Consider the following 12,423-nt stretch of genomic DNA (forward strand, 5'->3'; position numbering starts at 1 on the left):
ACCACTTCTTCGATACGGGCGGGATGGATCCGGCCATCCGTTACCAAACGGTGCAGTGCCAAGCGCGCAATTTCTCGGCGCACGGGGTCAAATCCAGATAAAATGATAGCCTCAGGGGTATCATCAACAATAATCTCCACTCCCGTCGCGGCTTCGAGTGCCCGGATATTGCGCCCCTCACGACCAATAATACGGCCCTTTATCTCGTCATTCTCGATATTGAAAATAGATACCGTATTCTCGATGGCACTCTCCGTAGCTGTGCGTTGTATGGTCTGTATGACCACTTTCTTAGCTTCCTTGGTCGCCGTAAGCTTGGCTTCATCTACAATATCCTTGATTTGGATGACAGCCCTGGAACGTGCCTCCTCTTTGAGGTTTTCAATGAGCTGCGCACTGGCTTCTTCGGCCGAAAGGCCCGCAATGGTTTCCAACTGTTTGATGTGCTGTGCTTTGAGCTGCTCCACTTCTTTCTGCTTCTTTTCACTGATTTCCGTGAGCCGCTCCAGGTTCTTGCGTTGGTTTTCTACCTCCTGCTTCTCACGGTTCAGGTTTTCCAGTTTTTGGTTAACTGACTGCTCTTTCTGCCGGATGCTGTTTTCACGTTGATTAAGGGTATTGTTCTTCTGGTTCGTCTCTTTCTCATGCTCCGCTTTCAACTGCAGGAATTTCTCCTTAGCCTCCAGTTGGCGTTGCTTTTTCAGGTGTTCGCCAGCCTGTTCTGCCTCTTTGAGTATTTTCTTTGCCTTGTTTTGGGCAGCTACCTCCTGCCGTTTAAATAAACTGCGCAGTGCAAAGCGGCCGATAACCACCCCCACTGCAAGAGCTATAATGATGTATATGATGTCCATGTCCTTTTTGTTTATTTGTTTGCTATTTGTTTGTTTGTTATTTGCTACTTGCCTGTTCGCTATTTGTTGTTGCTATTTGTTGTTGCTATTTGCCTGTTTGCTATTTGTTGTTTGCTTGTTCGCTGTTTGTTCATTTACTACGTGCAAATCGCAAAGAGCGAAGTGCAGAAAAAACGGCATAAAAAAACCGCAATTAAATAAATCGGGTCTCATGTATCATAAACTTCATCTACACAGGATTAGCGTATTGATCCTGACCAGATGGCTTTCGCAAAATGGCCTACATCTCGTTTACGCCTTGTGATATTGAAGCGTTAAGTTTAAAATAGTGAAACCCGAATTTAACTGCGGTTAATTCGTTGTTAAAGCTCTATTCCTATCAATAAGAACGTTATTTATTAAAAAATTCAGTCAACATGCCATCCAATTCGTCCACCGCCTTTGCAATCCCGACGTCATCTGCACTTGTTTTCCGTTCCGCCTTTAACATCCCGGTAGCATAATGAAGCACACACATCGATAATAAATCCTGCTTATCCCTTACCGCGTAATTTTCCTGAAATTCTTTAATCCTGTCGTTTATCAATTTAGCCGCTCGCCGGATTACCTCCTCCTCTGCCATGTCTACCCGCAACGGGTAAATCCGGTCTGCGATGTTTATTTTTATGGAAATCTCTCCCATGTTTGAGCTAATTCACTATTCCATGCACCCCATGCTACTGAAGCAACCCGATACACTTATCTATTTCCCGCACAAAATCGTTAATTTTTTGTTTTGTGTCAAGTATTTTTTCATTTATCACCGCTTCATCCACTTCGGTATCATCGAGCGAACGGGCCACGGCAAGGGCCTTCACTTTCTCTTCCAGTTGTTTGTTCTTGTCGGTACCTGTCTCAACGGCTACCTTCAGCGACTGCACTTCCAACTTCAGCAAATCATTTTCCGCTTGCAAAGACGCGCATAAATCAAGCAATTTACGCGTGTTATCCACCACACCTGTCAGTTGTTTTGCTAATGATGACATTTCTTTGTGCTCGTTGCTTTTTTTGCTCGTTGCTTTATGCAGTGCCGTTCGGCTTTATGCCTTTAGCCTCCTACAGCCCGATCAGCTTCTTACCGCTGCTCCGGCCTCTTTTTCAAAATTAGCAATTAATTTCTTAACAATCGCATCAATCTGTTTGTCGGCAAGGGTTTTTTCATCGTCCTGTAGGACAAAATGCAGCGCATAGGATTTTTTACCCACAGGCAATTTATCCCCTTTGTACACGTCGAACACCGAAATCGCTTTAATCAACTTGCGTTCCGTACGCTCCGCAATCCGTTTCAGCATACCGAAGGTGACGTCCGTATCCACAAGGAGTGACAGATCGCGCTGAACGGCAGGGTATTTCGCCACTTCGCGATAAGTAATTTTGTTTTTACGGATAGCCTTGAGGATTGCCCCCCAGTCAAAATCAGCGTAGTACACGTCGCCGGCCACATCCGCCTTCGCGAGTATCGGCCGACTAACGGCACCGAACGATACCAGCACATTCCCGCCACGCTCATAGCTTACGCCATAATCATAATGCGACGCGGGAACGTCGGATTCCTGCCAGCCGGAGATATTCAGTCGCCGCAGAATCGCATCCACAGCGGCTTTGATGTCATAAAACGACACGGGTTTGCCCGCGTGGTTCCACTGTTGGGGCAAACGGTTGCCCGTTACTGCCACGGCGAGGTGCTGCCGTTCGCGATACCCTTCTCCGTCAAGCCTGTACGTATGGCCGAATTCATAGAACTTCAGGTCTGCATGCTTACGCTTCTGGTTATATGCCATGGCTTCCAGCATCGAAAACAACAAACTCTGCCGCAGGGTATCCAAATCGGTGCTCAACGGATTCAGGATACGTACAGCGCGCTCAGGTTCATCCGCATAATCAAACTTGGTCAACGAGTTAGACAGAATCTCGCGGAAGCCGTTGCCAATCAGCAGATCCGCCACCTGGTTTTGCACAACTTCCTTGTCGGGCTTGGGCGATGTATTGAGCGAGGCCTTAATCTGGCGGCCGATCTCGATATTATTGTACCCGTAGATGCGGAGTACCTCTTCCACCATATCCACTTCGCGGGTTACGTCTACTTTATAGCGCGGTACTTGGACGGTCAATACCCCGTCGGTTTCGGCCACAACAGCTATACCCAACGCTTCGATAATGGTTTTTATTTCCCCATCGGGAATCGCTTTGCCGACAAGCCGGCGTATCCCATCAAAACGTACATCAAAGGTGAACGGCTGGGCGGGATTGGGGTAATGGTCAGACACGGCGGTAGAAATCTGTCCACCGGCGAATTCAGTAATCAGTAAAGCAGCTCTTTTCAGTGCCAGCACCGTTATCTCCGGATCGGTACCGCGCTCGAAACGGAACGATGCGTCTGTTTTTAGTCCGTGCCGCTTGGACGTTTTGCGCACCGACACCGGATTGAAGTAGGCACTCTCCAAGAATACACGGGTCGTGCTTTCCGTTACGCCCGAGTCCATACCACCAAATACACCGGCAATGCAGAGCGGCTTCTCCGCATCGCAGATCATCAGGTCTTCGGGATGTAGTTTACGTGCAACCCCGTCGAGTGTCACAAACGACTCATCTGCCTTGGCATGGCGAACGATCACCTTGTCGCCGGCCAGCCGGTCGGCATCGAATGCGTGCAGTGGCTGTCCCAATTCATGGAGTACGTAATTGGTCACGTCTACAACGTTATTGATCGGGCGCACGCCGATAGCGATGAGCCGTTCCCGAAGCCATTTCGGCGACTCCCCTACCTGCACACCACTGATGGTCAATGAAGTATATCGCGGACAGGCAACCGTGTCCTCTACCGTTACCGGCAGCGGCTGTGCCCTTTCAGCGGCGAATGCCGACACGTCTGGCATGCGGTAGCCGCTACGCAGGAAAGCGGCCACATCGCGGGCTACGCCCAGATGCGAGGCTGCGTCCGCACGGTTTGGAGTGAGTCCGATTTCGAAAACATAGTCATCCTGCAGTCCAAAAAAGGTGCTGGCTGGCGTACCGATCGGCGCAGACGCGTCGAGTACCATGATGCCATCGTGTCCAGCACCGAGTCCGATTTCGTCTTCTGCACAGATCATGCCTTCCGACGCCTCACCACGGATCTTCGATTTGTTAATTTTGAACGGTTCGCCATTAATGGGGTGTACCGTAGTACCGACGGTTGCCACCACTACCCGTTGGCCGGCGGCCACGTTCGGTGCGCCGCAGACGATGTGCAGGGGTTCATCGGCCCCGATATCTACCGTAGTTACTTTCAATCGGTCGGCATTGGGATGCTGGCTGCAGGTTTTCACCTCACCGATTACAAGCCCTTCCAGTCCACCGGGCACACGTTCTACCACATCGAGCGATTCCACTTCCAGTCCAATATCCGTAAGAATCGCCGAAAGCTCCGTCGGTGTGAGATCGGTTTGTATAAAGTCTTTAAGCCAAGTATATGATATGTTCATCCTGATTTCGGAATTTGTGCAAACTTAGATTTTTTTTCTTGTTTCTCAAATTCGCGAAACAAACGGCAATGCCCACTATTCACCCGCTATAGCAATCCGTTATCGCGGAAGCTATAATAACCGGCATCGGTAAAGATCACATGATCATTGATGGACAGGTCGAGCAGGGTGGCGGCTTCCGCTAATTTTTTGGTCAGTTGCCTATCTGCTGCACTCGGCTTGAGGGTGCCCGATGGATGGTTATGGGTAAGGACAATACCCGTGGCACGGTGCTCCAGCGCGAACCGAAGTACCTGTTTGATATCCACTGGCGTGAAGTCATTGCCCCCTTTTCCAATCAATTGCTTAGCGATGAACTTGCACCCACCGCCGAGATACAGCACCCAGAATTCCTCATAGGACAAATCCCGATAAACATGTTCGAAATGGTCGTAAACCTGCTTACTGCTATTGAGTATAGGGCGCTCTTCAGCCTTGCGGTCCTTGCGGCGCCGGCCAAGTTCGAGCGCCGAAATGATACTGATTGCTTTGGCCTCACCAATACCCTTATAACGGCATAGTTCGGCCACCGAGAGCCGCGACAGGGCATGGAGGTCGTTGCCCTGATCATGCAGGATACGCCGGCAGAGCTCAACGGCAGATTCATTGCGTGACCCGCTGCCGATTAGAATGGCCAAAAGTTCGGCATCGGAAAGTGCACGTCGGCCGCGTTCCAAGAGTTTTTCCCTCGGGCGGTCTGCTTCCGCCCATGCTTTGATGGTGACACGCGATAGGTTATCCATAGGGGTATATTGGGGTTATTGCATCGACAATCAAATATAAGCAACATCCGGCAGTTTGGCAAAATAAGCTTGCTTTTATTGGCTCGCTTTCCTAAGTTTGCGTTCCAAATTTAAAAAGATGAGCAAAGCAATTATCAAGACAGAAAAAGGCGATCTCACCGTGCAGTTTTACGATGCGGATGCCCCGGGCACCGTTGCCAACTTCCTGAAGCTGGCCAAGTCGGGTTACTATGACGGCGTAACTTTCCACCGCGTTATCCCCGACTTTGTTATACAAGGAGGCGACCCAACGGGCACGGGTGCCGGCGGACCGGGATATTCCATCAAATGTGAGCTGGATGGCGACAACCAGTACCACGATCGCGGCGTACTTTCTATGGCGCACCGGGGCCGCGATACAGGTGGCTCGCAGTTTTTTATTTGCCACAGCCGTAACAATACAGCGCACCTCGACAGGAATCACACCTGCTTTGGCAAGGTGATTGAAAATGTCGATGTGATTGACGACATCCGCCAAGGCGACAAGATTCTGGGCATTGACATCATCGAGGAGGACACCACCGCATGAATTTAAAGGCGCTTGTATCCGTAACGGGCAAACCGGGATTATTTAAGCTGGTGGGGCAGAATAAAAGTGGTTTCGTTTTGGAAACACTGGATGTACAACGGGTAAAATCGGTGGTCAATTTAGCTACCACCAAACTGGCCACGCTCGAAGACATTACTATTTATGGTGATGACGAGGATCTGAAACTCACGGATATCATGAATAGCATGAAAGCCAAAGGCACCGTGCCCGATAGCAAATCGGATGGGAAAACATTACGCGAATTTTTCAGGGAGGTGGCGCCCGGTCACGACGAAGATCGCGTATATAGTTCCGACATCAAAAAAATCATCACGTGGTACGGCATCATCAAGGAATTGCCGTTGTTTGAAGAAGAAGATTCGGAATAAATAAGTGTCCATGTCGGCCTTTCCGGCCGATGTGGACACTTAAGCTCACGCATCAACTGAAAAACCTGGCCCCGTATCGCACGATCATAAACAAGGGTACCGCAAGCGCAACCCACGATAGCACATGGAGCCACAAATCGCCCCCCATAATAGCCAATAGCAAACCCGCTAGGGTAATGATACCCAAGAAAACAGGCATCCCCCAAAGTTTCATCCCTATAGGCTTGTTAGCGCGCATCTTCTTCCGCGGTCATCAGGGTGAGCGATTCGAGGTTGGCAATCATCCTTTTCAACTGAGCAGCTTTCGCTTTGCGCCGAGCAAACCAGAGGTACAGGCCCGAAACCAGCACAACGATGGTCAGAAGATCGAAAAGCACCCACATTACTTTCATGGGGATTCCTCCGTAGTCACCGAAATGGAAGGGCTGCGAAATGAAAATCGTTTTGAGGTACCATGGCATATCCCGCATCGCTGTCAGCTCACCGGTTTTGGCATCAATCAGTGCGGGCTTGATGATGCGTGAGGTAAGTGGCGTCTTTCCTATCATATATACCGCATAATGGTGGGCACTGGAATAGAGGGTGCCGGGATAAGCCACGAAAGATACTTCCATTTCCGGTGCGGCAGCCTGTGCGGTATTGAGTGCTGCCTGCAAGGAACTCAGCTCGCCTTCCCATTTGGGTTCATCATGGTACGCTGCTACCAACTCTGCCAATTGCCCCGACCGCCAACTCTCCAGCGCGGGGTCTGCCAATGTGTTGATCACCCCCGAAATACCGACCACAACAGCCCACACCAACGTAACGATGCCAAGTAGGTTATGCAGGTCCAACCAACGAAGCCGGGCCGATTTCTCGGTACGGATCATACCGAAATCGAAGCGCTTCATAATAGGCCCATACAGCACCACGCCCGACACGATGGCAACAATAAACAACATTCCCATGAGGCCGAGAAACAGCTTACCTGGTATACCGGCCAGCATTTCCACGTGTAGGTAATACATGAGCAACATGAAATCCATCTCATTGGGTGGCGCATCGAGCACCGTCGCGGTATGCTCGTCCATGGTAAGGTAATGGTCCGCTTCAATCGGTGCCTCCGCCGAATCGGCCAACGTTACAAACATCTGGCCCGGATGATGGTCGGGATCCCAAAAGATGTATTTTACCTCTTTGCCCGGGATTTCGTCCATAGCGGCCTGTAAGACCACGTCTTTTGAAAGCGGCGACGCCCCTGGCACAGACGCATCCAACTCACCGTGCATCAGGTGGTCGATTTCTTCGTAAAAAACCAATGGCAACCCCGTGAGGCAGAGCATCAGTAAGAATACCGTGGAGATCAAGCTGGTCCACTTATGGATGTTAAACCAATTTCTTATGGTTTGCGCTTTCATGGTTACCGAAAATAAGCAATTCTGTAAAAGTTTTTAAAATTTATACGCTACGCTGGCCGCAATATGACGGCCTTTCTGCGGATTGACCGACCAGTAGCCGATATAATATGCTTCATCGGCGAAGTTATTCACATTGAATGTAATCCTTACATGCTCACCATTATAAAACAAGCTGGCATTCAGCAGCGTGTAGGCAGGCAGGTAGAAATCACCCGTCTGGCTGTTGTCAATCACTTTGTACTCACTGACGTAGTTTCCGCCTATACCCAATCCGTAATTCTTGAGTGGGCCATTGAGGAACCGGTAGGTAGCCCAAAGGTTAGCCAGGTTTTGCGGACCTTGCCCGCCCGGACTTCTCCCCGGCTCGGAATAAAAATCGTTGTCGTTGCCAGCTATTACTTTGGTCTCGTTATAGCTGTAGCCTGCAATCACGTTCAGTCCCGCCACCGGGCTAGCATTGAAATCGAACTCCACGCCTTTGCTGCCTACTTTGCCGCCCTGCACAGAGTTGTTAGGGTTGCTGGGGTCGGGATATACCCGGTCGGATACCTTGATATCGTACAAGGATACCGTGGCATACAACCGGTCGGAAAACAAATTGGCTTTCACGCCATATTCCCATTGGTTAGCCTGTTCGGGTTTGAACGACTGCACGCGCAAGAAATTGCCATCCTGGTCAAATAACTGCTGCGGCGCCACATTGATAAAGGCATTCATGTAGCTGCCAAAGATCGACACTTTGTCGAGTACGGGCTGGTATACAAGGCCAAATTTCGGTGACAGGGCGAACTGGTCGTAATCGTCTTCCCCCGTATTTTTTTCACCTAGGGAGTCGAAGTAGTCCGCACGGAGGCTTACCATCGCCATGATGCCCGGTGTAACGTTGAGTATGTTGGAAAAATAGGCACCGTAGGCACTATTGGCTATCTGGCTCATGGTCCCTTCCAACCCACCCAACAAGTTTTCTACCGAAGCCCGGGTCATGTACACGGGTGCTTGCTCCTCGCCCGTAAATGGATCGACGTAGTTCACGTCGCCCTGTGGGGTCACATTACGCGCCCAGCCCCAACCCGAGCCGTTATCTATGATATCGCGGCGGTAATAGTCGAGACCGGCCACCAGGCGGTTGCGCCATGTGCCGATCTTGAAATCGCCGTTGAAATTCTGCTGGATATTGGTGGTGTTCGTTGTTTGCAGTTCCTTATGGAAATATTGGCTGAATTCATTATCGCCAGCTACGTCATCCCATATATACGTATAGTAACCGTCGGATTTAACCGTTCCCCGCGATACGACGGTCTGCGACGTCCATTTGTCAGACAATCGGTAGACCATCTGCGCTTGTAGATTGTATTTGGGGTTTTTGATGGTGATATCATTGCTTGTAAACGACAAGGATGGGTTGAGGTTGAGTTCTTCGAGGGTCGTGAAGTCCAGTGGACTAAATCTGTCGGAATGGAAGAATACCGGAGCAACGGCACGTTCCTCTTCGAGTATTTCTGCCATCACCTGGAAGGAAAGCCTGTCGTTCACTTCATAGGCCAACGTCGGTGCGATGAAAAATGATTTCTTGAATCCGGCGTCCTGGAAGCTGCCTTCGGAGTGGTACGCGGCATTCACCCGCAACGCAATCTTTTCCGATTTGCTTAGCGGCGTGTTCACATCGGCCGTGATACGGTTCAGGCCATAGCTACCTAGGCTATAGGTCACCTCCCCTCCAAACCCATCATACGGCTTCTTCGTGATGGTATTGATTAATCCACCATAGCTGTAAAAGCTACCACCAAACAACGTTCCCGAAGGACCCTTCATTACTTGGATTTCCTCCACGTTTGCCGGGTCGAGGTTGCCGCTAGTCAAGCCTGGTAGGCCATTGATAAGCGCCGGCTGCGCATCAAAACCACGCAGCGCGAAATAAGCAGCGCCATCCCCCGCTCTTCCCGTCGCTTCCCACGTACGGGTGATGCCGGGTACGTTACGTAACGCATCATCGTAGGAGGTAATGACCTGTTGCCGCATCAATTCTGCCGATACGGTGTTGTATATCTGTGGATTCTCGAGGTTTTTCAGTGGAATCTTAGCTACGTTTGTCGGCTTATTGGCCGGCCGTTGCGAGGATACGATCACCTCACGCAGTTGCGCTGCACTTTCTGGCAGCACAAAATTGACCGTAACGGTTGCACCGCTGGCAACGGTTATCGTACGTTCTTGCGTTTCGAGCCCAATGAATGAAGCGATGATCGTTAACCTGCCTGGCTGAACGTTATTGATATGGTAGCTTCCGCTCCGATCTACCGTAGCACCGCGGTTGGTGCCTTTTATCCTTACGTTCACGGATTCAGCAGGACTGCCGTCGTATGTAGTTACTGAGCCACTGATCGTGCCGGTTTGCGCATAGGTAAGCCCCACAGCAAAAAGCAGCAAGAGCGTAGCGTAAAATTTCTGATTCATTTGATTCGACTTGTGTGGGGCAAAAGTATTTATTTAAATTAAATCTAAACAATTTAATTTAAAAAAAACCCGAATGCCGTACCGCACAAGTTGACCGATGGGGGAATAAAAAGATTCGTTATAGTTGCTACAACAAAAAGATAATGGCTGCCGCAACGGCTAGGCCCACAATGACCATCAGCCAGAAAAGTCGGCTTTCACTGGTGGTATCCGCACCTTTGTAATGGTATTTCCGCTTGGGTATATTCATAAACTGATTAATTAACAAAGTTTACTTTCTATTGTTTTGATGCTAAAATACCGTTGTTTCCATATGGTAGACATGAGACATCAGACCGGGTCGACACTCAGCTAACAGGTTCACAATCTCACAAACTTGCAATTTCACTCATGATGGTATGGCTCACCTTTCAAAATGGTAAACGCCCGATACAGCTGTTCTACAAAGAACAACCGTACCATCTGGTGGGAGAAGGTCATTTTCGAAAGCGAAATCCGGCTATTGGCACGCTGGTAAATCGTTTCATCGAAACCATAGGGTCCACCGACTACGAACACCACGTGCGGTATGCTGCCGACCATCAATTTATTGAGATAGGTAGCAAAATCAACAGAACGATACTCCTTCCCACGTTCATCCAGAAGTACCACGTGATCGCCTGGCGAAAGCTGTTTATGGATAGCGGTCGCTTCCTTCATCCGTTGCTGGTCCGCACGCAGGTGCTTTGTGTTTTTCACGTCAGGTATACTCACCATGCTGAATGAAATGTAGTGTTTCAGCCGCTGCTGGAATTTATCAATGATCGCAGCCAGTTGGCCATCATCCGTCTTGCCTACACATAACAGGGTTATCCGCATCCCGCAAACTTAGGTAATTTTGGGTTACATGCAAGCTATGCAATAAAGATGTCTTTTTGGCACCGGTTTTGCACTTAATGGGCATTTTAACAACATCATATTTAATCATCATGAAAAAAACACTATCCTTGCTTTGCCTAGCACTGGCTATGGTTTGGCATGTCCAAGCGCAAGAAACCTCCTCGGATACTTCCTGGCGGGTTTCGGGTGAAAACACGTTGCTGCTCAACCAGAGCTCCTTCTCCAATTGGGCCGCTGGGGGCATCAACTCCTTTGCCGCTAACCTGATTTTCAACTACGACTTCAACTATAAGAAAAACAAGTGGAGCTGGGACAACAAAGTCATTGCCGCTTATGGCCTTACCAAGCAAAAATCGACCGGATGGCGCAAGAATGATGACCGTATCGTACTGAATAGCCTGCTCGGATACGAAGCGACGGAACGTTGGCTATATACGTTTTACCTCAATTTCAATACGCAATTCGCCGATGGTTTCCAATACGATACCGACAACAATAGTACCCTGATTTCAACGGCCTTTGCACCGGCGTACCTCAGCTTTGGCCCCGGTTTCGCCTATAAGGAGTCGGATAATTTCCGGTTCAACCTATCCCCCGCCGCAGCCCGTTTCATCTTCGTAACCAACGATGACCTCTCCGCACAAGGCGCTTTTGGTGTCGATCCCGGATCGACTTCCCGTTTTGAGTTTGGCGCATCATTCGATGCTTATTACAAAGCCAACCTGATGGAAAACGTGAGCGTGGAAAACATCCTCAAATTGTACTCAAACTACTTGGAAGACCCCCAGAATGTGGATATGGATTATACCCTCAACTTATTCATGAAAGTGAATGATTACATTACTGTCAATGGTGGTGTACAGTTGATTTACGACGACAATACGCTCATCCCGCGTCAGGAAGACGGTGTATTCATCGCCGGATCGGAAAGACCAACGTTGCAGGTAAGGCAGGTATTGGGTGCCGGAATTACCTACAAGTTTTAATTAAAGCCGTAAGTTGTTCTTAGTCGTGGGTCGTGAGCCATTCCAGCCGTGGGTTAACCTTCCGCTGGGGCTTATGACTTACGACCAAAGACATATGCCTCGCAATCTATTCCGCTTCTTCTTCCACGATCACGAAAATATCCTCGTTATCTTTCTTCATCTGGTAGCGTTCGCGGGCCACGCGTTGCTGTTCTTTCGGGTCGGTATTTAGGTCGTGGATCGCTTTGGTAATCCGTTCTACCTCGGTCGTATAAAAGGTCTTTTCGTTCTTGAGGTCCTTCAGTTGGCTATAATAGCCATATTGGGTAGCCACATCATACCTATCAAAAAACAACATCCATATAGCGAACGCGACGATAGCGATAAGGTATTTGTTGCGTATAGCACTTAGAATACGTTCCATGCACACAAACTTAGTTAAATTTCTTTTATGTACAAATATTTTCCGTTTCGTAAGATACCCCTATAGCAGCCCTACGGTTTTATCGAACCGGTAGCTGATGCCGATCTCGTGTGTGGTGTTGGTGATGCGCCTGTCGAGCGGCTCGCTGCCCGGGTTGAACTGGTAGCTGTAGCCCACCCCGAAGCCCGCGAAGTTGAACTGGGCCATGCCGGCC

Annotated in this window: 14 protein-coding genes; 3 read left to right on the forward strand and 11 right to left on the reverse strand. The window is 49.5% G+C overall.

The genetic code is table 11. The annotated features are described in order from the left end of the window. From ACO1NT_RS04580 to radC, 5 genes are all read right to left on the reverse strand, one after another. Positions 1 to 851 (reverse strand): Rnase Y domain-containing protein (locus ACO1NT_RS04580; protein WP_449047223.1); only part of this gene is annotated, 851 nt, incomplete at its 3' end. Positions 852 to 1,242: 391 nt separating this feature from the next. Continuing rightward, a complete protein-coding gene (locus tag ACO1NT_RS04585) occupies positions 1,243 to 1,533 on the reverse strand; it encodes a cell division protein ZapA (protein WP_449047224.1) in 291 nt (96 codons plus the stop codon). Positions 1,534 to 1,567: 34 nt separating this feature from the next. After that, positions 1,568 to 1,876, reverse strand: a complete 309-nt coding sequence (locus ACO1NT_RS04590; RefSeq protein WP_449047225.1) for a hypothetical protein — start codon at positions 1,874 to 1,876, stop codon at positions 1,568 to 1,570. 81 nt (positions 1,877 to 1,957) lie between these two features. Then, positions 1,958 to 4,354, reverse strand: coding sequence for a phenylalanine--tRNA ligase subunit beta (gene pheT, locus ACO1NT_RS04595; protein ID WP_449047226.1), 2,397 nt, complete (start codon positions 4,352 to 4,354; stop codon positions 1,958 to 1,960). Between the two features lie 86 nt (positions 4,355 to 4,440). Further along, entirely contained in the window at positions 4,441 to 5,136 is a 696-nt protein-coding gene (gene radC, locus ACO1NT_RS04600; protein ID WP_449047227.1) for a RadC family protein, read from the reverse strand. 118 nt (positions 5,137 to 5,254) lie between these two features. Here radC and ACO1NT_RS04605 point away from each other — a divergent pair, with 118 nt between their 5' ends. Continuing rightward, positions 5,255 to 5,704, forward strand: coding sequence for a peptidylprolyl isomerase (locus ACO1NT_RS04605; RefSeq protein WP_449047228.1), 450 nt, complete (start codon positions 5,255 to 5,257; stop codon positions 5,702 to 5,704). After that, positions 5,701 to 6,093 carry a DUF5606 family protein gene (locus tag ACO1NT_RS04610; protein WP_449047229.1) on the forward strand — a complete coding sequence of 131 codons (393 nt, stop codon included), beginning with the start codon at positions 5,701 to 5,703 and terminating at the stop codon, positions 6,091 to 6,093. The genes ACO1NT_RS04605 and ACO1NT_RS04610 overlap by 4 nt, the downstream gene beginning before the upstream one ends. Positions 6,094 to 6,145: 52 nt before the next feature. On the opposite strand, the gene ACO1NT_RS04615 is transcribed toward ACO1NT_RS04610, so the two are convergent. From ACO1NT_RS04615 to rlmH, 5 genes are all read right to left on the reverse strand, one after another. Beyond that, on the reverse strand, positions 6,146 to 6,307 hold the full coding sequence (locus ACO1NT_RS04615) for a hypothetical protein (RefSeq protein WP_449047230.1): 162 nt from the start codon (positions 6,305 to 6,307) through the stop codon (positions 6,146 to 6,148). Positions 6,308 to 6,320: 13 nt separating this feature from the next. Next, on the reverse strand, positions 6,321 to 7,490 hold the full coding sequence (locus ACO1NT_RS04620; protein ID WP_449047231.1) for a PepSY-associated TM helix domain-containing protein: 1,170 nt from the start codon (positions 7,488 to 7,490) through the stop codon (positions 6,321 to 6,323). 33 nt (positions 7,491 to 7,523) lie between these two features. Then, entirely contained in the window at positions 7,524 to 9,941 is a 2,418-nt protein-coding gene (locus tag ACO1NT_RS04625) for a TonB-dependent siderophore receptor (RefSeq protein WP_449047232.1), read from the reverse strand. A 127-nt stretch (positions 9,942 to 10,068) separates the two neighbouring features. Beyond that, the gene (locus ACO1NT_RS04630; protein ID WP_449047233.1) at positions 10,069 to 10,191 is read right to left on the reverse strand and encodes a hypothetical protein; all 123 of its coding nucleotides are present in this window, start codon (positions 10,189 to 10,191) and stop codon (positions 10,069 to 10,071) included. Positions 10,192 to 10,325: 134 nt separating this feature from the next. Beyond that, positions 10,326 to 10,799 carry a 23S rRNA (pseudouridine(1915)-N(3))-methyltransferase RlmH gene (gene rlmH, locus ACO1NT_RS04635; RefSeq protein ID WP_449047234.1) on the reverse strand — a complete coding sequence of 158 codons (474 nt, stop codon included), beginning with the start codon at positions 10,797 to 10,799 and terminating at the stop codon, positions 10,326 to 10,328. Between the two features lie 110 nt (positions 10,800 to 10,909). On the opposite strand from rlmH, the gene ACO1NT_RS04640 reads away from it, so the two are divergent. Next, positions 10,910 to 11,806 (forward strand): DUF3078 domain-containing protein, encoded by an 897-nt coding sequence (locus ACO1NT_RS04640; RefSeq protein WP_449047235.1) that lies wholly within the window; start codon positions 10,910 to 10,912, stop codon positions 11,804 to 11,806. A gap of 106 nt (positions 11,807 to 11,912) precedes the next feature. Here ACO1NT_RS04640 and ACO1NT_RS04645 read toward each other — a convergent pair whose 3' ends face one another. Continuing rightward, complete coding sequence (locus ACO1NT_RS04645; protein ID WP_449047236.1) at positions 11,913 to 12,209, reverse strand: FtsB family cell division protein; 297 nt, start codon at positions 12,207 to 12,209, stop codon at positions 11,913 to 11,915. Positions 12,210 to 12,423 lie beyond the last annotated feature (214 nt).

The sequence above is a fragment of the Parapedobacter sp. genome, from assembly GCF_053550995.1.

What these genes read in the sequence shown, in the direction of transcription:
- ACO1NT_RS04620 (WP_449047231.1), bottom strand. Translation starts at nt 7,490, where the DNA reads ATGAAAGCGCAAACCATAAGAAATTGGTTTAACATCCATAAGTGGACC.
- ACO1NT_RS04625 (WP_449047232.1), bottom strand. Translation starts at nt 9,941, where the DNA reads ATGAATCAGAAATTTTACGCTACGCTCTTGCTGCTTTTTGCTGTGGGG.
- ACO1NT_RS04585 (WP_449047224.1), bottom strand. Translation starts at nt 1,533, where the DNA reads ATGGGAGAGATTTCCATAAAAATAAACATCGCAGACCGGATTTACCCG.
- ACO1NT_RS04615 (WP_449047230.1), bottom strand. Translation starts at nt 6,307, where the DNA reads ATGAAACTTTGGGGGATGCCTGTTTTCTTGGGTATCATTACCCTAGCG.
- ACO1NT_RS04645 (WP_449047236.1), bottom strand. Translation starts at nt 12,209, where the DNA reads ATGGAACGTATTCTAAGTGCTATACGCAACAAATACCTTATCGCTATC.
- rlmH (WP_449047234.1), bottom strand. Translation starts at nt 10,799, where the DNA reads ATGCGGATAACCCTGTTATGTGTAGGCAAGACGGATGATGGCCAACTG.
- ACO1NT_RS04640 (WP_449047235.1), top strand. Translation starts at nt 10,910, where the DNA reads ATGAAAAAAACACTATCCTTGCTTTGCCTAGCACTGGCTATGGTTTGG.
- radC (WP_449047227.1), bottom strand. Translation starts at nt 5,136, where the DNA reads ATGGATAACCTATCGCGTGTCACCATCAAAGCATGGGCGGAAGCAGAC.
- pheT (WP_449047226.1), bottom strand. Translation starts at nt 4,354, where the DNA reads ATGAACATATCATATACTTGGCTTAAAGACTTTATACAAACCGATCTC.
- ACO1NT_RS04590 (WP_449047225.1), bottom strand. Translation starts at nt 1,876, where the DNA reads ATGTCATCATTAGCAAAACAACTGACAGGTGTGGTGGATAACACGCGT.
- ACO1NT_RS04610 (WP_449047229.1), top strand. Translation starts at nt 5,701, where the DNA reads ATGAATTTAAAGGCGCTTGTATCCGTAACGGGCAAACCGGGATTATTT.
- ACO1NT_RS04605 (WP_449047228.1), top strand. Translation starts at nt 5,255, where the DNA reads ATGAGCAAAGCAATTATCAAGACAGAAAAAGGCGATCTCACCGTGCAG.
- ACO1NT_RS04630 (WP_449047233.1), bottom strand. Translation starts at nt 10,191, where the DNA reads ATGAATATACCCAAGCGGAAATACCATTACAAAGGTGCGGATACCACC.